Source organism: Ktedonobacter racemifer DSM 44963, assembly GCF_000178855.1.
In the GTDB taxonomy this organism is placed as follows: domain Bacteria; phylum Chloroflexota; class Ktedonobacteria; order Ktedonobacterales; family Ktedonobacteraceae; genus Ktedonobacter; species Ktedonobacter racemifer.
In genome coordinates, this window is record NZ_ADVG01000003.1 from 2094104 (window position 1) to 2113158 (window position 19055).

Below are 19055 nucleotides of genomic sequence, written 5' to 3' on the forward strand. Positions count from 1 at the left end.
CAGTGGTAAAACATGTGCCCTCCATAACCAGCTTGCTTAAACTCGAACAGCTGTGTATACAACGGGACGTCCGAAACTAGCTATAGCATCCTGTCGATGTCTATTGCCCATAACGAGTAGAACGTTCAATCTCACGGGCTCCTTCGCTCATTCCCGCCTCTCCTGAACCAATCGTTGGCTTTCCGACCATAATGATGCGTCACTCATCCATTATGCTGACGAGAAGCGAAGCGACTCGAAAGAGGATATTTGGCGATAAAGGTTGGCGCACAGACCACGCTCACACACCTTGTAACGGCGGCAAATACAAAGTGGCAATGCGTCAACACGAGCTCTTATTGTTCTTTGATTACTCGTGTAATTATTTAATAACATGAAATGGTTCTGTTTGTCAAGAGGATGTTTCTCAGCGAACAGGGCTTTTCGGTTTACCCGAATCGCCTGTTTTGCCGCCTTCGGCGGCGGGCGGAAAGAAAGGGAGGCGAGGACACCTCGGGCGCTAGCAGGTGGGCTAGCTGCCCTCCTGCACCACCCGCTTGTCCGGTTATTACGGGACAAGCAAAAAGCCCTGTCTCAGCGAATGAGGAGAAAATGTGCTATTCACGCTTCGCCGTTTTAGCTTCCCTTCGCTCCAGGAGGGGCTGTAGACGCTCGTATCGTCAGCCGGGTGGGAAGCACAATCTGGACTTTTTCCTGGATAGTATGTGTAGCTTCAATCTCTTCTATAATGAGTGCAACAGCTCGTTCAGCAACCTCTTCAAGTGGCTGGGAAACACTGGTCAAAGGTGGATATAAATACGCGGCAAAGGTATCGTCGTAACTGATCACGCTCAGATCTTCAGGAACGCGTACGCCTGCTTGATACAAAGCTCGAAGCACACCTAACGCTTGTATATCGGACGCCACAAAGAGCGCTGTTGGAGGTATCTCTAAAGAGAGCAAATCCTGCGTAAACCTGTATCCCTCCTCCAGAGAATACACACTTCCTAAGCGAAGATATTCATCGCATACAGCTACCTTCCTATGTTCCAACGCTCGCCTGAAATTGTTCAACCTCATCCTGTCGACAGGATGAGACCCTCCATTGCCAAGAAATGCAATACGCTGATGTCCTTGACTTACCAGGTGGTGAATCGCCTCGTTGATTCCCTGTGATGAGTCAACTGTAACACTCGAAGTGTACACTTCGAGTTGCGGACGAATCAGCTGGACAATCGGTAAACCTTCGTCAACAAATTGTTGGGCATCGGACACGCTACCTGGCCAATCAAAGATGACGCCATCTACGCGATAACCAAGCAGATGTTGGAGAAGCTCTTTCCTATGATGGAAGGTATAGCCTTCGGCACTTACTTCAATAACATGGTAGCCGTTGTTTTGAGCCGCACGTGTTATGCTCGCACCCAGATGGTATGGAACAGGTTGCTCATAGAGCACTCCATTAAAAGAACGTCTTACATATCCAATAACCCTGCTCCGTCCTCGACGCAAGGATTGGGCCGCCAGATCAGGAGAGTAGCCAAGCTCAGAAGCCGCAGTCAAAATACGTTGCCGAGTTTCTGCAGAAACTCGAATATTACTTCGTGCGCCATTAAGGACTACAGAGACGGCCGCTCGAGATACACCTGCTCTTCTGGCTACATCATTACTGGTAGCTGAACGCGCTTTCAAAATACATTCCCCCGGCAAAATTCAATTACTGGCTGCCCTACCTGGAACATTGACGAGAATAGGGCGCGTTCTCGTATTGTAAAGGAAATGAACAAGAAGTACAATCTCTCATTGTTGCTCGGTTCCATCAAAAATCGGGATGCAAATGACAAAAACGAATGTGTTCGCTTCGTAGAGAGGTGGGGATCACGTAATGGATCTCCACCTCGCCCATCGTCACAATAACGCGGTCAATAAGCAACTCGACCATCTGCCGTTTCTGCTCAAATGTTGCCTCTACTAATCCTGCCTGAATCCGCTGACAAAAAGCCGTGAGCGCTTCACACATCCCGGAGATCTCCATCCGTTGATGAATCAGGGCTTGCTGCAAGCGGTTCTGCTGATCCAAGGCAACGAGCCGTTGCTCAAGTTCCTGACGACGGTGACGATATTCCTCTAGAGGGAAAACGCCACCCAGATAGGCTTCAGTGAGTCGTTCCATCTGTGCTGTGAGAGCGGCAAGCGCTTTCCGGTGTTGCTCTTGCCGGGCCTGCATTTCCTGAGGCAACCAGTCCCCTGCTTGAGCGCGCCGCAGGGCCAGGGCAAGATTGGTGGGATCAGAGATGAGTTGACAAAGATCCGACCACACAAGATCATCAAGCTGACCAACCGGAATGTAACGTGAGCGACAACGTTCTTCATGGGTGTGGATGGGATGCCATTTGCCGTGGCAGAGATAATACGCGTGCGTTCCGCGCGTCACCCCAACACAAGCTCCTCAACAAAGACCACAACTCACGAGGGATGCGCAGCAGATAGGGGTGGGCGGTATTATTGCGCCCGGCTAAGCTGGCATTCTCTCGGAGCTTGGCCTGCACTTGCTCAAAGCACTCTTGGCTCACAATCATGGGAACCTGGCTCACCACTATCCAGTCGGTTGAAGGGGTGGGAACGGAACTCTCACCCCGACCTGCAGGTTGTAAAGGAGAACGGCGACAACGAGTCTGTGTGACGTGTTTCCGATTGGCATACAGGGTGCCGGTATAGGTGGGATTGGTCAGCAATTGTCGCAGCGAGGAAGGATGCCAGATTTTTCCCCCAGCGGAACTGAGCATCAGGCCTGCTAACGGTCTGATGGTGGACTCTCCAGAGGCGTTGTTTCATAGGCATCTCCTGCCTGAGAAGAAGAAAAAGGATATCTCTCCCTATGATACGCCAACTGTCGAGCAGCTTGGGCTCGTAAGGATAATGGGAGTTGCCACTGACCCAGATGTAGCTTGGCGAAACGGCTCACACAGAATTTATCATTTGCAATCATACCATTAAAGGCTGCAAGATGGTGGCCTGGATGGGCTTGGCGATCATGGTCAAGACACGCCTCTGGCTGGCTGGAACCGTCTCACTCACCCGTGATCGGGTGCTGGCTGATCGGATCTTGCAACAGGTACGACGCTGTGCAGAGCCTCTGAAAGCGCTGCTGGTCTTGACCGATGGCTGGGCGGCGTATCCAGGCAGCATCAAGCGAGCTTTTCGCGAAAAGGTCAAAGACACACCAGGACGAGGGCGAGCTCGCTTGTGTCTCTGGCCAGACCTGCATATTGGGACGGTGATCAAGCGGACACAGAAGAAACGCGTTGTTGAGGTCACGCGCACCATGTCGCATGGCTCACAAGAGGAGGCTGAGCGGCTTTTGCAGCAATCCCAAGGGGGAAGTGTTCTCAACACTGCCTTCATTGAGCGCTTGAATGCCACCATGCGTCAGCGACTTGCCACCTTGACACGCAAATGTCGCCAAGGCGCTCGCCGCCTGCGTCCATTGGAAACGGGAATGTACCTGCTGGGCACGACTTACAACCTGTGTTGGCCACATCATGAGCTCTGTAAGCTGACCCATGAGGGCAGAGTCTGTACGCCTGCCATGGCAGCAGGGCTCACCGACCACATCTGGAGTGTAAGCGAACTCTTGCACTACAAGGTTGCTCCCACACCCTGGGTTGAGCCCAAGCGACGAGGGCGGCAAAAGAAAGACGCTCAGACGCCTGTTCTAGCAAGGAAGCAACCTTCCAATCGAGCCCTCGTCAGGCTACGCAAGGGGGTCTTGTGTTCAGCCACCGGTTAGTGGTGTTCTACCCCAGCCAGGTGTATGGAAGAAAAATACGTTTTAGCCCTCCATATAGCTTGCTACATCTGGGAAGGATGCATGCATCTATAAATTCAAGCGTTGAAATTGCTCCTGAGGCGCGCCAAGCTCAATGAAGAGGTCTCTCAACGCTTCGGTTAAACGATCTACTTGCCCGTGATACTGATTGGCCTGATTGTAAAGCTCATTGGGATCTTCTTCCCTGTTACTCAGCCAGGTTGGCTCTGCCCACGAGGGATAATTGACAACTGGACGCCGTCCATCCTGGTAGGCACCCAGCGTATATCCCAGCGGATCAAAACGTGCGGTCTGGTGTCCGTGCCAATAGAGTGGTTGATTTTCCGGACCGGGGGATTGATGGAGAATCCAATCTCCATCCGTGATCGAAACACTTTTCCCAAATTGTCCCGAAATGGCATATGTGTGGGCCTTCGCGGTCCTATTTTGCAAAATGGGAAGCAAGTCTACACCATGCCGCCCAGGAGGACATGGGCGGCCAAGGACACTTAATACGGTTGGGTAAATGTCGACAAGTTGGACGAGTTGATCTCTTCTCTCACCTACTCTATAGTCTGGATGCACAAGGATGAACGGAATGTGGCTGAGTGCACCAAACTGATGCGTTTGGGTTTTACCAATTCGGCCATGATCACCATTGAACGTCCCGTGATCGCTCGTAAAAATCACAACTGTATCTTCCCAGAGATGTAATGCATCCATTGTATCCAGGAATGTACCGAGCCATTTATCAGTGAACACGACACTAGCAGCATAACGTGCCTGAAAGTGACGTAGCTCGTCTTCCGTCATATGTCGGCGCCAGAAATCGTAGGGCGGTTTTGAATGCCAGCGCTCTACCTGATACCCACGTGGATCAAACATCTTTACATATTCTTCAGGTGGATCCCAGGGTTCATGCGGATCAAAACAATCAATATGCAGGTAGAAATCTTTATAACCATGATTGGCTTGTAGCCACTCGCTCGCCCGTGTAAATACTTGCGCGCAAAAATAGTCTTCTTCTTTCTTTCTGGTTAAGAAGACGTTACGATGATGACGCTCCACCTTGCTCATAGGATCATCGGGGCATGGAAAGGTAATGGGGTCCGTCTTCCAGGCGTCTCCTTCATGCCCCCGAATAAACTCGTAGCCAGCATATCCCATATGATAGTTTCCAGCACCCTGCTCCCACAGATGAAAATGATCCGTGATCAGATGGCTGACAGAATATCCATCAGTTAATAATCTGGTGAGAGAAGCCGGCTTGGGACCAGATATCTGACGAGGCAAATCAAGATCATCATCCTCCAGTGGACCCCATCCTCGCTCAAGGAACTCGTAGCGACCAGTGTAGATGTCACGTCGTGCTGGCATACACGGCGATGAACCGCACCACGCATTGTCAAAAACAGTTCCGCGATCTGCCAACCGCTCTATATTTGGTGTAGGAACAACCCACGGTGCCTGCTCACCAGAGAGGTCACTGAGTGGATGACCCTTATGATATGGACTACAATGATCCCACCGTAGCGTATCACAAAGAATGACAATGCAGTTCAAGCTTTTTCTCCTTCTGTCCCTATCAGCTTGCTTTCGCTTCCGAGGATTTCTTCAAGCGAACGATTTTCTGTTGCGACCGGCCGCAAGATGAAACCAACGATCAGGCCGATGAACATCACTACCGATACAACGGTAACGGCCCAGGTCCATCCCAGGCTAACCTGGAGAATAGGGAAGATGAATGTTGCGAACATAGCACCAAAGCGGCTGATCCCGGTAGCTAACCCCTGCGCAGTACCTCGCAACATCGTCGGAAAAAATTCAACGGACCACGGATAAAGAGCTGTGGTGACAATCTGGTTGCAAATGGTAGAGGCCAAAATCAATGCCACAAAGAGGATCGGTTGCGATCCGGTAACAAACGCAACAGCGAATGTAAACACCACATTAATAAGCCAGCTCGTGAGTATGATCGATCTTCGACCAATGCGATCCAAGAAAAGAGCTGTAATAAAGGAGACCACAGCGTAGATCAGGTACAGCACGGTGTTCACTTCAAGTGCAGCTATATTGCCATGAACACCAAAGGTCTGGAGCAGGATCGGTAAATACGAGTTGAAGGACGATCCTCGGTAAATGCTCACAAACCAGAACACGAGGACAACGGTTAAAGGAACCGCATACCTCTTGCTAAATAACACACTCACTTTCGACTCTGCATCAACAGAAGATGGTACGCTTGTTGAGCTTTCGTCAACCTTTCTACTGAACTCCTCCTGATCCACATTTTGGCCTTTCGCAAGTAACCAGCGTGGACTTTCCGGCATACGAGTACGTAAAAGCATAACAATTACGGCAATCACGGCACTTAGCCCCAGTGCCCAACGCCACGCATTCTGATTTCCATTCAGAAGAAACACAATGGTGACGATGCCCGATACGGTTGCACCAGCAAACCAGAATGGTTGCATCAGACCGGTAAGAAAACCGCGCTTGTTCTTTGGACTGAATTCTGCAATCAGCGATGTACTAATCGGCACGTCTGCGCCAATTGCAAGGCCTGCAATAAAGCGCCCGATGAGCAGAATGGAGATATTCGAAGCAAACGCGCTCACGAGTCCACCAATAACAAACAGCGATAGGTCTAGAATGAATGAGGTCTGACGCCCGATTTTATCGGTTAAACGGCCAAAAATAAGTCCACCGAGCGCCATACCGAGAAATGCCGCCGAGCTAATTAATCCGAGCTGCGGCGCTGTAAGCTTCCAGGCTGGCTGTAACAAAAGAAGCACGGCGCCAATGACCAAATTGTCATAGCCGTCTAGAAATGCGCCCATCGCGCTGACAAAAGCGATAAATCCGACACTCTTGGTCAACAGCCTACTCTCAGCAATGTGTGACGTCTTTGTTTCCATGATGCCTCCATACATTTACATATATTGATGGTTGACTCCCCTCATCTGAAATATTCAAAAGATGAAGGGCAGCAAGGTATTACTCTCTTCCATGAAGTTCTGGTGATGCTATCCCAAACTTCCTGTTCTTGCCACCACCAGTGGTGGATTCATCTCAATCAAGAGAGACAATGCATTCTGTGCAACATTGCGGTTTATGACACTTCAAAACAAAAAAGGATAGGTTTGAGCTGCTCTGAATAAATAGTTCATCTCTATCGATATGCACTGAGGTTCCTTAATGACTGCCAATGGAAGCCTTATACGCCCTGCGTCGCTCCCTCTGATTTGCGAGTGCTCTTTGGTCCACCGCATCGGGATCGACTCTTCGTATGAGCTCCGCATGGAGCTCAGCTATGATAGATGCATAATCGGAAACAGTTGAGAGATCGTGCATCTCTAAAGGATCAGCGTCAAGGTCGAACAATTGTGCAGGGAAAGAAGGATAATAGATGTATTTAAAGCGCCCCTTTCGAATCATAAAGATGCCGTGACTCACACCGTGTGCATGATACTGGCTCAAGATACTCTCCGAAACGGGCCGGTATTCCTGTCCTTGAGCTACAGAAAGAAAAGAACGCCCCTGCCAGACTGGATCTGGGGCGACACCAACCGCCTCGGCGATAGTGGGTGCCAGGTCAATAAGCGATATAGGGTCCGAGCGAACCGCATTCCGAGCGATGGTTGGTCCCGCCATGATCAACGGAATGCCCACGGATTGTTCATACATCGCGCTCTTCCACCACAGTTCATGATCTCCAAGTAACTCACCGTGATCACTCGTGTAGACGATAAGTGTATTTTCAGCCAGCCCACTCTGTTCAAGGGCCTGTACAACACGCCCTATCTGGTTGTCTATATAGGTTACCAATCCATAATAGGCAGCGCGGGTACGACGGAGGATAGATTCATCAAGGTTGCGTCCATCAAAATGGTTACGCAGTTCTTCCATGGCTGGATGATATTCCTTCGATGGATAATCATATGGAAGGTCAACCCTGTCTTCCGGGTACAAGTCATAGAATGAAGGAGGGGCAATAAGCGGAAAATGAGGAGGAAGATAATTCAACCATAACACCCAGGGGGATTCTTGTTGTCCAGCCTCACTCGCAATAAAATCGATCGCTGCCTGTGTCTCCAACTCTGTACTCTGCACCCAGGAATCGCCAGAACCGGCTTCTTCAAACCGACTCCGCGCCTGCTCGCGCTTTTGAACTGGCTCGCGGTATAATCCGGCTGGATCATTGCCTGTTTGGCGTGGATAACGCTGATCCATAAAACCATTGGTCTTTGAAGGGTCAAAATGCAATTTGCCAATTGTTACAACTTTGACACCCCGTTCATCTAGATAACTTCCCCAACTGTTTGGTGTCCCGCTATAGGGCTTGTCATTATCCCAGTATTCAATTTCGTGAACATGTCGACCTGTAGCGAAACTTGCCCGGCTCGGAATACAAAGAGGACTGTTGCAGTAGGCATTGGTAAAACGTGTGCCCTTCCTGCCCAAGTTGTCCAGATATGGCGTCTGCACAACGGGATGTCCAGAACATCCCATTGCATCACGACGATGCTCGTCGCTCATAATGAGTAGAACATTCAATCTCATGGGCTCCTTTGCTCATGTCCACCTCGCCCAAATTGTTTGTATGCTGCCCATCCGTGTAGAGGCAGCATACCTCCATTTCAGTGACGAGAGGCCACTCAAAAATGAATATTTGGCGATGACGTTGATCGCCATCAGTACGCTCACAGGCAGTGTGACAACGCAAAGACAAAGCGACAATGCGCCAACACTATCCCAATTACTCGTAGATTACTCGTGTAATTAATAAGTAACATAAAATCGTTCTGTTTGTCAAGGGGATGAAGTCCCGTCCCGACGCCCACGACATGCGCAATGAGTTTGCAGAAGAGTTTCTGCCTGCCTTCATAAGTCTTCGTTAGCCCAACAGGGAAAAGGAGCGGGTCAAAGCGAGGATAAATGGAGGGATGAAAGGGAAAACGAGGATGAGGAGCAGGGAGATAAAGAACGGTCAAGCAAAGCAGACAGGAGAGGCTGCTCGGAGAAGCAGGCTTGTCCGAGGAAGGAGATGAAGCCTGCAGACAGAGGGAGTGTCAGGCTGTAGCTGGTAAATTGGCTGACAGGTGAGCAGGTTTTGAGGTGAAACGTGAGCAATCGGTGCGAAGAGTGAGCAGAAGCGAGCAGGACGCTTGAGGAAATCGCTCAGAGAGCGATTTCCTCCGCTCGACGGTTGTAAATTGTGAGATCTGGCAGAACTGACGACAATGGGGACATGAATCCTGGTCTTGTCCTGACAAGCCAAATTTCGAGCAGTTTTTTCTGACGAGAATGCGACACTGCTTCCCCTTGCAAGAGAAGAATACCATGAAAAAAGCATTTTGCCGGTTTCTGCAGTCACGGCAAGAAGAGGTGAGGAGAACAGTGAAGAGGCTCGCTTTTGCAGAGAGCCAATGAAAAAAAGGAGAAATCGTATGGGGAAAATTATTGTCTACAACATCATCTCACTGGATGGGTATCACACGGGCCCAGGCAATGATGTCTCGGTCATGTTCCCGGTGATGGGTGGCAGAGCCTTTAACGGCTATAATGCTGAACTGCTGCGTACAGCCGATACATTTCTTGTGGGTCGTGTTTCCCACGAGCTGTTCCACGGTTACTGGCCGAAGGTCGCCGAGAATCCAGATTCTGATGAATGGACAGACGAACAGAGGGAGATCATCCAGGAGAGCAAGTCCGTCAACAACATCGTCGTCTCAGATACGCTGACAGGAAACTGGCCCAATTACCGCATCATCAGGCGGGCAGACGCGTACCAGCAGATTGCCGAACTCAAACGCCAACCAGGCAAAGATATTTTGATTACAGGCAGCAGGACCCTGTGGAACGATCTGCTGGCGCATGATCTGGTTGATGAGATCCATCTGATGATTGGCAACATCGTCTTAGGCGAAGGAGTCCCTGTCTTCGTGGGCAAGCCGGACGCGTCGCTTCGGCTCATGGAAGTCCGCCGTTGGGAGGACTCCGATAACATCCTTGTGCGTTACGAAGTCCTCCACAAAAGCGTGTGAACGCATACGTCGATGGAAACTGACCGAAAGGATACTTTGACATCTCTTGAGGTAGACTTTATCCAAATTTGACAGACAACATGTTGTGACTAAGCAGCAAAAGCGAGCGTCTCCACGAGGCGGTCGAAAAGGGCTCGTGGAATTTGCACTGTGTCGGCATCTAGGGGCGACACCGAAAAAAAGGTGGAGGGCCACAGATGCTGACGAACGAAGGCAAGCGTATCGGAAAAGGTCGGCAAGGTTTTGCTGTACTAAGCCGCCTGCCGAACCGGAAACACTTGCCCTCCCAACAACTGATGAGCAAAAATGGTGACGAGCGAAAACAGTCCCAACAATGCAGGAGTCGTGCGCGCAATCGCCAAATCCGACCATTGGCGCTGCGTCTCGACCCCCAAATGGTCACGTACCTCATGAAAGGTCACTTCCAGCGACCAGCGCAAGACAAACTACGCCACCATTTGGGTTGCATCGGCGTTTTGATCAGTGCACAACAGGGCTGTGGGCTCGTATTGGCCTTGAGGGTCGCGAATGAGCACTCACCGGATGGCAACCGGAGGAACAGGAGATTGATACCACAGCGCTGTGCCCGTGGCGATTTCCATCTCGCGTGTCGCTCCCCCATACCAGGACAGCGTGTGTTTCTGCCACGGCGTGCTGGGATCGCTGAGCCGCGCAGCCAGCTTGGGCTGGGCTTTGCCCTTGTGGGCAGTGCGACCACGTTTTCCAGCGGTGCAAGCCGGGGCAGGATCGTAGAGACAGGCATCCAGGCGCAAACGCGTGATGAGGCTCGTGTTGGGCAGGCGAGAGACGTTATCCCCCCTTATTGAATCCAGATCGGCATTTCTTCGTGTTCTATGCCAAAGTGATGAGCCACTTCATGGAGGATCGTTTTTCTGACCTGCGCACGGATACGATCAAGATCGCCGTGACAATAGTCTTCAATAGCGCGTTGATAGATGGTGATACGCTCGGGCAAGAGCGAGTAGTGGCTTCCATAAGAGGCGAGCGGGACGCCCTGATACAATCCCAACAGAAGACGCCCATCACCAGTACCTACTCTTTCGAGGGTCTTGGCATCCGGCTCATCTTCGATCAAGATTGCCAGATTGTCCATGTGCTTCTGAAACTCGTCAGGAATGGAATTGACAGCCTCCTGGACCAGCCGGTCAAAAACGTCAGGTTGCAACCTGGTTTTGCGGTTGCCTGGCTTTTTTGTTTGCGCTTTCTCATACACATTCGCTGATGGTCTGTTCTTCGCTGTATGTGTAGCAGTCGAGCGAACCTTTGACAGATATCCCATTCCGACGATGAGGAAGAGTACCAGACCACTGGTGATCAGGAGCGCGGAGGAGTTACCTATCGTACGAGACAGGGTAATATACAGGACAAAGAAAGAGCAGAAGCCGAAGAAGAGGGAAACGAGCAGTTTTACTATGACGACCACCCACTTCTACGTCTTCTTGTGAGTATGCATTGGCTGATTCGTCTTACCTGACCCGGCTGCATTCTTGCCAGGAGCATTCAGATCGCCAGCATCATCAGAAGAGTGAGCAGACTTCATCGTTGTCATCGTTGACCCCCTCTTATCTTGGAGACTATTTCACTCTTACTAAAGAGAGACGTCGCTTCCCTTGCGCCATTAAAGAGGAGGCTTACAGGAGGGCGAATATGCGCTTTCTACCCAGTATCTATAGTCTCAGGTAGATTCGACAAGACAAATAAATTCTTTCCTGGTACGCTATGGCGGTCATTAGCTGAAAAGAAAGGATAAATGCAGATGGACGAAACCGAAGAGAGGCTTCTTGTCCTTATGAAAGCGCTCACGTCGGAGCGAAAACATCGTTGGGCTGCATGTCTTTCTGAAGAAGCATTGCTAGAAGCGGAAGCAATGCTCGGCTTCCCGTTACCATCGCTTTTGAGACGAATCTATCGAGAGGTGGGCGATGGAGCGTTCGGTCTCTCGCTACTACACAATGGATGTGATGAATGTGCAATGTCTCTCATCGAGAGTTATATCGAGCTTCGGTCTGCGAGCGTGGGTGGTATAGAAGAAAGAGTATGGCCTGAAAAGCTGCTGATCATCTATGACCATGGGTGTAATAGCTACTCGTGCGTCGATTGCGCTCATCCTGAACATCGTGTTCTTATGAATGATAACAGCAGAGATCCGAATATACACGTTCTTGAAGCGCCTTCAATAGAGCAATGGCTTCAGAGGCTTCTTGATGGAACGCTTTTTTTGCCTTGTGATTGGAATGCGGCGGAAAAGCTTCTCTTTCAGCGGGCACGCTTCATCAACGTTGTGTAAGGAGATCTCTATGTCAAATGCTGAGTTTGTAGGCATGTTTTTGAGCGTCCATGAAACTGCTCACGAGAGCGGAGGGTTGCCACTTTTGTCATGCGCCACAAGAATGCAGAGTAAAACGCGTTTCGTCGAGGACCATTGTATAGAGGAGAATAGATGGCGAATTCTCAACATCTTGCCCTTCTTCGCGAAGGAGTGGAAACCTGGAATCAGTGGAGAAAAGAGTGGGCGGAGGAGGAACGAGAAAATAGTTTGCAGGCAGCAGGCAATGGATATATCAAGAAACGTTATCCCCATCATGTCGATTTAAGCGATGCCGATTTGGAAGATTGTGATTTAAGCCTTGCAGACTTGAGTGGTGCTAATTTGAGAGGTGCCCGTCTCGTTCATGCTAATCTTTTGGGCGCCGATCTCCGCCAGGCTGATCTCTATAGAGCAATCTTAAATATAGCAAAACTTGAGTATGCAGATTTGAGAGAGTCCTATTTGGTAGAAGCAAGTGTGGCTGATGCCAATCTCTGGAGAGCAGATCTGAGAAATGCCAATCTCTCATGGGCAAGCTTTTTTCATGCCTTCCTGGTAGAAGCAGATTTACGAGAGGCTGATTTGACGCAAACCAATTTTACATGGGGAGTCCTCTCTGGGGCAAAGGTGCAAGGGGCCTATAGTAACCATACCATCCTTGGTGATGTTGACCTTTCGAGTGTCAATGGCTTAGAAGAACTTCATTGTAGCCGTCCGCCGCTTATTGACCTTTACACGCTGGCACGCTCATCTGGACGTCTCCCAGAGAGCTTCCTTCGTGAGGCGGGTATTGAGAGTGAGATCATCCCTTCATTACTGGCTCTTTTTCATTCCTATGGAAATGACGATAGTGTGTGGGATCGTGATCTGTCACCATCATCGCCATGGGAGACAAAGCATCGGCTTCAGGAACCTCCTCAGGCGACGGTATGGTAAACATGGCGAGATCTGTACAAGAGATGATACTCAACGTATGCACGTATGGTAGCATGAGTACCTTCACCTGTTTATGTTTCACTTCAGATGACATGGGCTACTTGCCCTTTATCAGAGGCAAAATGTGTTCCTCATACCTTTGCGCCTCCTCGACAGGGAAGCATACAGGAATGCCTCAAAAGAACTGGGGCTACACCTGTGTTTAGCATGAAAGGGTATGAGCGACACTTCGCTACATGATGCTTGACGCATTTGGCCAGTTCGAAGTGTGCAAAAGAGGAACATTATTTTGTGGAAGGAGGTTGCAATGCAACCTGTCAACCTGTCAGACTATGAAGTGCTCGCGGAGCAGCGGATGGCACACATTCCTTGGGCTTGGGACTATTATCAAGGAGGCAGTGATGATGAGGTGCGTCTGCGTGCCAACCGAGTTGCCTTCGAGCAACTGCAACTGCGCCCCCGCGTTTTAGTCGACGTCAAAACGATTGACATGCGAACGAGCGTGTTAGGCATTCCTGTCAGCATGCCCATCCTGATAGCCCCAACAACTGGACACGGTCTGGCCCACGCTGATGGGGAATGCGCCACTGCGCGCCGTCCAACAAGCAGACACGCTCATGATCGTGAGTACTCAGTCCACATGTAGTCTGGAAGAGATTGCACAGACGGGGAAGTCACCACGCTGGTTCCAACTCTACATTGACTCCTACCGCCAGGCAGAACATCTGGTCAGACGCGCAGAGAAAGCCGGCTACCAGGGGCTTGTGCTCACGGTGGATGGGCCGCAGCGGGGCAATCGGGAGAGAGACAGTCGCAACCATCTCGGTGATTTGCTCCAGACGCACTATCCTGCTGTGGGGAGCGGTAATGCTTCTCCTCATATGGAGGAGAGCGGCAATGAGGAGGAAACCGCCCAAAACGACTCTCTCACCTAGGAAATCCTTCCCTGGCTCCGCTCTCTCACCTCGCTTCCCATCCTCCTCAAAGGCATTCTCACCGCAGAAGATGCACGTCTTGCTCTCTCCTATGGAGCCGCTGGGATTATTATCTCCAACCACGGCGGTCGCCAACTCGATAGTGTTGTCACGGGCATTGAAGCGCTGCCCGAAGTGGTTGAGGCAGTTGCGGGTCGCTGCGAGGTCTACGTCGATGGTGGCATACGTCGGTCCTTAAGGCACTGGCACTCGGTGCTCGTGCTGTCCTGCTTGGCCGTCCTATTCTCTGGGGCCTGGCAGTCGATGGGGAAAGCGGTGTGTATCATGTCTTACAGCTGTTACGCGCTGAATTCGAACTGGCTATGGCTCTGGCAGGCTGCCCGACTCTCTTGAGCATCACTCGCTCTCTCGTCAGATAGGAAGAGCAACGATCACGAGGACTGCCAATCCTTGTCCAGCATTCTCCTGAACGCTACGGATCTTCCAGGAGAAACTACCCCGGAAGACTTTTTTGCTTACTTTGGATTGACCAAACGCATCAGGCATCATACAGCGCGGTATCGGGTATGAGCCACCATACACTTGAGATGGAACCAATGACCACGTGTGTGGACGGAAGCAACATTTTGCTCCCCAGCTTGTTGGGGGTCCGAAATTACCAAAATTTGGTATTCTATTATTTGTAGAATTACCTGTTCAAAAAAAACTAGGATGGCAAACCTGATCTGCAGGGGCGGTGTTCCAAAAATATTTTGAAGTTAACGATCAGGAGATCTCTGACACTTTTGGCAACGTATTTGAGCTATGTAGCTCAGTTTTTCGAGAAAGAAAAAAAAGACAACTTCCGAGAGAAAGGAGGAAACCGATCGGTGCAAGCCAGAAGTTTGGACCAAAAGAGAAAGACAGAGCTGGAAGGTGACGACTGGGCATGCCAAAGCCAGCAAAAACCATGGTGAATAAGTCAAAGATCAAGCTCATGAGGAAACCGAGAACAGCAAGAACGATACTGAACCCCAACAATGCTCTGGACTTCTTTCCTCTTCTGAGAAGCACGCTGAACGCAGCTCCCATTGGGAGAAGAATTGCGAGCCAGTAAAGCACCACCGCTCCCGCAACAAAGTACTGAATATTTGGAGGCGATGTTACTGCCATACCCCAAAGTGATTGTGACCTTGCGACATCATATGAGTTGACAAAGATATACGGTAGGAAGAAATTGATAAGTACTACAGCGGGACCCACGATGCCAAAAATTGCCCAAATAAGATGAGAAGAAGGTCTACCTGACATTTTATTTCCTTTAAGCCAATCAGCAATGACTAATCATAGACGCAGCAGTTCCCACTGGCTAGAGTGGCTCTCCTCTTCGGCGAAATGCGGAGGTGAGATTTGGCGCTCTCCTTCCATTGGCCTCAGATGGAAAAACCTTGGTATGGGTATGAACAGCCCTTTTTCCGCGCACTACGGCAGCAATCAGCTTTTTAACCAGATTGTTAGTTTTCAGTATACCCCATTTAGATCAGGTTTGCCTTCCTTGAAAAAAAGAGCTCTTGAAAAGTGCCTCTGGATTCCTCCGGGCACTGCGCTCTTCAGAGGCAGTGCCCGGAGGAATGTCTCATAGCGTATCTTTTAGGAACGCCTGCTTTTCTCTTGCTGGAGACGTGCTCTCATTTCTTCTGCTTTCAAGCCTTTTCTTGAGGTGGCGTCTTCCTACTCACCCTGGTTGTCAGGAATCTCTTGCTTTGCATGGGCTGTTCCTGATACCTGTTCACAATAGCGTTTCGCCTCCTCTCCTCCAAAGAAGCCAGCGAGGATGGCCTGAGCGTCAAAATGCTGGCCAAAGCACGTCATGCCACCTGGGGCAAACGAGAGTATCGCTAGAGCCTGTGCAACATGATTGAAGAGCTTAGCAGTTTCTCCTCTCACCTGGCTTCCAAAGAGGAGGACATCTCCCTTTGATGCAAGCAGTGTTCCTACCTGACGGGCTGCTTCCAGGTCATTCTCATCGGGACCCTGCCGTTCATAGAGTCCTAGCACACGAAGAGGAACGGCGGCACTGAGCGCAATGGCGAGATGGCTTGAGGCAACTGAAGAACGCTCAGTGAAGAGCGGCGGTGCACCCCGGGGAGGATGAGATATTCCCCCCTCCTGGCTCGCCGCCGCTCTTCGCTCGGCGCGGCGTTGGCGTTTTGCCTGTCGGTCTGACATACTTTCTCTCCTTTTTTAACACAACAATGCCTCCTGCCCAGCCGTGATCATGGCCGGGCAGGAGGCATTCCTTTTCCATGACAAGAACATACAGATGACGTGTCTTCTCTGTGTGTTTGTCGTCTTGATGATGTTCCCCTGTTTTCCCTCCTACCTGTCTGTAGCTGTGCGCTTGAGATACAGCAGGAACGTGATCCGATTGTCATGTGCTTCGCGCTCTTGCTGGAATCAAAGCAGTACAACACAGTGGGAGTGGAGAGGGAAGAGAAGAAGATGATGAAATGCGCGCAGAGAAACTGGCTAGGGTGTGGGCCAGTCAATGAGCGTTGAGAGGATGCCACAATCGCAGGTGATCCCTAGCGCTCTCAACTGCTCCAGGTGGCTTTCGACATTCAGACCCTGACGCCTCAGCCAGATGGCTGTATGCTCAAAGGTGTGGTTACACCTGTAGCGCCACCCCTTCTTGCTCGGCCTGGCATGGCACTGCTGGGGTTCTTGCAACCAGGTAGAGAGCGCGTCAAATTGGCGTTGATCCAACATCGTCACGCCGTCCCTCCCATCGTGCTCCCATTACCGCTTTCGCTGTCCTCTGGAGAAGGTGCCCGCTGAGCCTCTCTCCTATCTTGGAGAGGATTCACCGGAGTGGAGAGCGAGCCTTCATAGCTGATCTCAGCACACCTGATCCAGGACAGCAGGAAGAGTTGCCACGCGACCTCAAGCAGCGTGGTATCTACCCCTCTGGGAAACAGGAACCAGACGGCCCTGGGGAGACGTTTCTGACAGTCTGGGAGCATCTCCGGGTCTATCCAGGGTGTGATCTCGGTCAGCACCTCTGTCCAGGGAGTGAAGAAGAGATGGAGACAGTAGAGCCTTGCCGGATGGGTAACTTGCTCTTGCTTTGAGAACAGTTCGTCAAAACACTGCCAGTTCATCCGCAGGGCATAGCCATGAGCCTCGAAGCAAAGCTGGTTGACCAGAGCAATGGCCTCTTGAAGCGATACCTCATCCTGCACCACCTGGCGACTTCGCTCATAGGACATCGTTCCCAACGTCACCACCTGCCAGGACAGCGTGGCGAGACGGGTGCGCAGCACCTCTTCCTGGCGGGCACAGGAGGTGAGGGTCCGCCGGAGCATCTCTACTGCGTTTGCCAGAAGTGAGCCTTCTCCCAGGCGAGAGAGGGGACCAAAGAGTATGTCAGGATCAGGATCGTCCTCGAGCTCATGCACCAGTTCCCAGCAGGCATGCAGCATGCAGCGATCAAAGGTGAGCACCTCCATGAGCAAACCAGGGTCAGTGTTGGCCCCTGTGAGCACATCATGGAGCAACTCACCCGCCCATCCCCGTACATTGGCTTCGAGCCAGAGTTGCTTGAGGGCACGCTCTGTCCGCTCGGTATCGGTACTCCCAAGAATGGCAGAGGCGGCGAGGCGCTGCTGCAAACACGCCTCCACCTCTTCCAGGAGCCCTGCAACGATCTCCTCCGAGAAGAGATGCCCCATCTCCCACGCGTGGGCCAGGGCAATGGCCCGTTTCCAGGTTGCCCGCTCTTCCTCCCACTCCTCTTCGAAGGACGCATAGGGCAGTTGAGGAGGACATTGAGCATGTGCCAGTTCGTGTAACAGGGTTCGCAGGGCCTGCTCCTCTGGTGCGTCAGGGGCATACCAAACCCAGATGTCATGATCCTCGATAGAATAGGCTCCCGCAGCGCGGAAATCCAGTGGCTGACGTACCACCAGAAGGTCGCGCATCCCTATCCCCGCGACTTTGGCACACTCCCACAGGTGGAGGAACGCGTCAGGTGGCGGATCGATCAGGGGATCAGGTGCCTCTGGAGGCAGCGATGCACGCAGCTCCTGGAGTTGACGAGTGAACGTAGTAGATGGGCGGTTATGCATGCCTCGTCCCTCGCCTAGCAGGTGTCGTAGTGGAGACTGCAAACTGTGTGCCCAAGCGTTGCATGACGACGAAGAGGCAATCGGCCAGTGCCTGGTCTTCTGGCATCTCGTGTAATGCTCGCCAGAGGTCATGATAGGCCGCCTGCCAGTGCTGCTGTTTGGCGTGGAGTAACCCGCGAATGGAGAAGAAGCGAGCGCACGTGGGATGCAGTTCAATCGCGGCGTTGAGATCCTCGATGGCTTGTTGATGGTACTGTAAGAGAGAGCATACCCCGCCACGCTGCGCGAAGAGTTCGGCATAGGCCTCCGCCCGTTCCTCCTGTCGTGGCAGGCGTGGATCAGGAGTGGTGGGGGAGAGGACCTCGGTGAGGACCCGGTAGGCCTTGCGCAGGTGGTTGAGCTGCACGAGGACCTTCGCAAAGTACCAGGTGAACGCTAAGCGGTCGTATTCCTGTGGGTGGAACCAGGCCCGCGCCTGTTTCCAGAGCGGGAGCGCATCCGGGTAGCGTTCCTGTTCCGTGGCGAGGATTGCAAGCACGAGGCAGGCGAGTCCTTCCAGTCGCCTCGTTGTCGTTCCACCGCGTTGTAGGAGCGCATGCAGATCCTGCCGTGCCTGCTCAGGGGCTCCAAGGAGGGCATAGGCCGTCCCGCGTTGTAAAAGCAGGCGTTGGGTGCGCTCTTTGTTCAGGAAGATGCGTGGGTTGGACAGAGGGTGTCTCAGGTGGGCAGACCAGGTGGTCATGTGCTCAGAGAGGCGTGTGCGTTCAACGGTCCCCTCCTCGCTCACGGAGGAGAAGACCTCGGTGAGCGGGTGGGTTGGATGCAGGGTGAGGATCTGGCGCAATGCGTATCCAACCTCTGAGGCAAGGGTGGGTGTTGGTGATGAAAATGTGGGCATGATGTAACCAAAGTCCT

Annotated in this window: 16 protein-coding genes and 2 pseudogenes; 5 read left to right on the forward strand and 13 right to left on the reverse strand. The window is 51.7% G+C overall.

What is annotated here, in order from left to right; genetic code table 11:
- Nucleotides 1-615: 615 nt before the first annotated feature.
- From KRAC_RS38100 to KRAC_RS67085, 3 genes are all read right to left on the reverse strand, one after another.
- Complete coding sequence (locus tag KRAC_RS38100; RefSeq protein WP_083815002.1) at nt 616-1689, reverse strand: substrate-binding domain-containing protein; 1074 nt, start codon at nt 1687-1689, stop codon at nt 616-618.
- A 109-nt stretch (nt 1690-1798) separates the two neighbouring features.
- The gene (locus tag KRAC_RS63285; RefSeq protein ID WP_052568900.1) at nt 1799-2413 is read right to left on the reverse strand and encodes a GAS domain-containing protein; all 615 of its coding nucleotides are present in this window, start codon (nt 2411-2413) and stop codon (nt 1799-1801) included.
- Complete coding sequence (locus KRAC_RS67085; protein ID WP_338010143.1) at nt 2349-2786, reverse strand: recombinase family protein; 438 nt, start codon at nt 2784-2786, stop codon at nt 2349-2351. The genes KRAC_RS63285 and KRAC_RS67085 overlap by 65 nt, the downstream gene beginning before the upstream one ends.
- 200 nt (nt 2787-2986) lie before the next feature.
- Between KRAC_RS67085 and KRAC_RS38110 the strand changes: the two genes are divergently transcribed.
- The gene (locus KRAC_RS38110) at nt 2987-3769 is read left to right on the forward strand and encodes a hypothetical protein (RefSeq protein WP_007916618.1); all 783 of its coding nucleotides are present in this window, start codon (nt 2987-2989) and stop codon (nt 3767-3769) included.
- Between the two features lie 87 nt (nt 3770-3856).
- Here KRAC_RS38110 and KRAC_RS38115 read toward each other — a convergent pair whose 3' ends face one another.
- The 3 genes from KRAC_RS38115 to KRAC_RS38125 form a co-directional block, all read right to left on the reverse strand.
- Nucleotides 3857-5350, reverse strand: coding sequence for a sulfatase (locus KRAC_RS38115; protein WP_007916619.1), 1494 nt, complete (start codon nt 5348-5350; stop codon nt 3857-3859).
- Nucleotides 5347-6705, reverse strand: coding sequence for an MFS transporter (locus KRAC_RS38120; protein WP_007916620.1), 1359 nt, complete (start codon nt 6703-6705; stop codon nt 5347-5349). The genes KRAC_RS38115 and KRAC_RS38120 overlap by 4 nt, the downstream gene beginning before the upstream one ends.
- A gap of 277 nt (nt 6706-6982) precedes the next feature.
- Nucleotides 6983-8350 carry a sulfatase family protein gene (locus KRAC_RS38125; protein WP_083815004.1) on the reverse strand — a complete coding sequence of 456 codons (1368 nt, stop codon included), beginning with the start codon at nt 8348-8350 and terminating at the stop codon, nt 6983-6985.
- 887 nt (nt 8351-9237) lie between these two features.
- Between KRAC_RS38125 and KRAC_RS38135 the strand changes: the two genes are divergently transcribed.
- On the forward strand, nt 9238-9834 hold the full coding sequence (locus KRAC_RS38135; protein WP_007916623.1) for a dihydrofolate reductase family protein: 597 nt from the start codon (nt 9238-9240) through the stop codon (nt 9832-9834).
- 89 nt (nt 9835-9923) lie between these two features.
- Here KRAC_RS38135 and KRAC_RS80730 read toward each other — a convergent pair.
- Together KRAC_RS80730 and KRAC_RS67095 are read right to left on the reverse strand one after the other, a co-directional pair.
- Nucleotides 9924-10643 (reverse strand): annotated as a pseudogene (locus KRAC_RS80730) (IS701 family transposase); the annotation flags it as partial.
- Nucleotides 10644-10654: 11 nt separating this feature from the next.
- The gene (locus KRAC_RS67095) at nt 10655-11278 is read right to left on the reverse strand and encodes a metallopeptidase family protein (protein WP_007916625.1); all 624 of its coding nucleotides are present in this window, start codon (nt 11276-11278) and stop codon (nt 10655-10657) included.
- Nucleotides 11279-11611: 333 nt separating this feature from the next.
- On the opposite strand from KRAC_RS67095, the gene KRAC_RS63290 reads away from it, so the two are divergent.
- The 3 genes and pseudogenes from KRAC_RS63290 to KRAC_RS76795 all read left to right on the forward strand — a co-directional run bounded on the left by KRAC_RS63290 (nt 11612) and on the right by KRAC_RS76795 (nt 14453).
- The gene (locus KRAC_RS63290) at nt 11612-12142 is read left to right on the forward strand and encodes an SMI1/KNR4 family protein (protein ID WP_007916626.1); all 531 of its coding nucleotides are present in this window, start codon (nt 11612-11614) and stop codon (nt 12140-12142) included.
- Between the two features lie 249 nt (nt 12143-12391).
- Entirely contained in the window at nt 12392-13099 is a 708-nt protein-coding gene (locus KRAC_RS63295; RefSeq protein ID WP_157507561.1) for a pentapeptide repeat-containing protein, read from the forward strand.
- A gap of 355 nt (nt 13100-13454) precedes the next feature.
- Nucleotides 13455-14453 (forward strand): annotated as a pseudogene (locus KRAC_RS76795) (alpha-hydroxy acid oxidase).
- A 346-nt stretch (nt 14454-14799) separates the two neighbouring features.
- Here KRAC_RS76795 and KRAC_RS38165 read toward each other — a convergent pair.
- From KRAC_RS38165 to KRAC_RS38185, 5 genes are all read right to left on the reverse strand, one after another.
- Entirely contained in the window at nt 14800-15324 is a 525-nt protein-coding gene (locus KRAC_RS38165) for a hypothetical protein (protein ID WP_007916628.1), read from the reverse strand.
- Between the two features lie 420 nt (nt 15325-15744).
- The gene (locus KRAC_RS38170) at nt 15745-16242 is read right to left on the reverse strand and encodes a hypothetical protein (protein WP_007916629.1); all 498 of its coding nucleotides are present in this window, start codon (nt 16240-16242) and stop codon (nt 15745-15747) included.
- Nucleotides 16243-16542: 300 nt separating this feature from the next.
- Nucleotides 16543-16782: a DUF2695 domain-containing protein gene (locus KRAC_RS38175; RefSeq protein WP_007916630.1), complete on the reverse strand. Its 240-nt coding sequence runs from the start codon at nt 16780-16782 to the stop codon at nt 16543-16545.
- 2 nt (nt 16783-16784) lie between these two features.
- A complete protein-coding gene (locus tag KRAC_RS38180; protein ID WP_007916631.1) occupies nt 16785-18140 on the reverse strand; it encodes a hypothetical protein in 1356 nt (451 codons plus the stop codon).
- Complete coding sequence (locus tag KRAC_RS38185) at nt 18133-19038, reverse strand: tetratricopeptide repeat protein (protein ID WP_007916632.1); 906 nt, start codon at nt 19036-19038, stop codon at nt 18133-18135. Before KRAC_RS38185 ends, KRAC_RS38180 begins: the two co-directional genes overlap by 8 nt.
- Nucleotides 19039-19055: the final 17 nt, after the last annotated feature.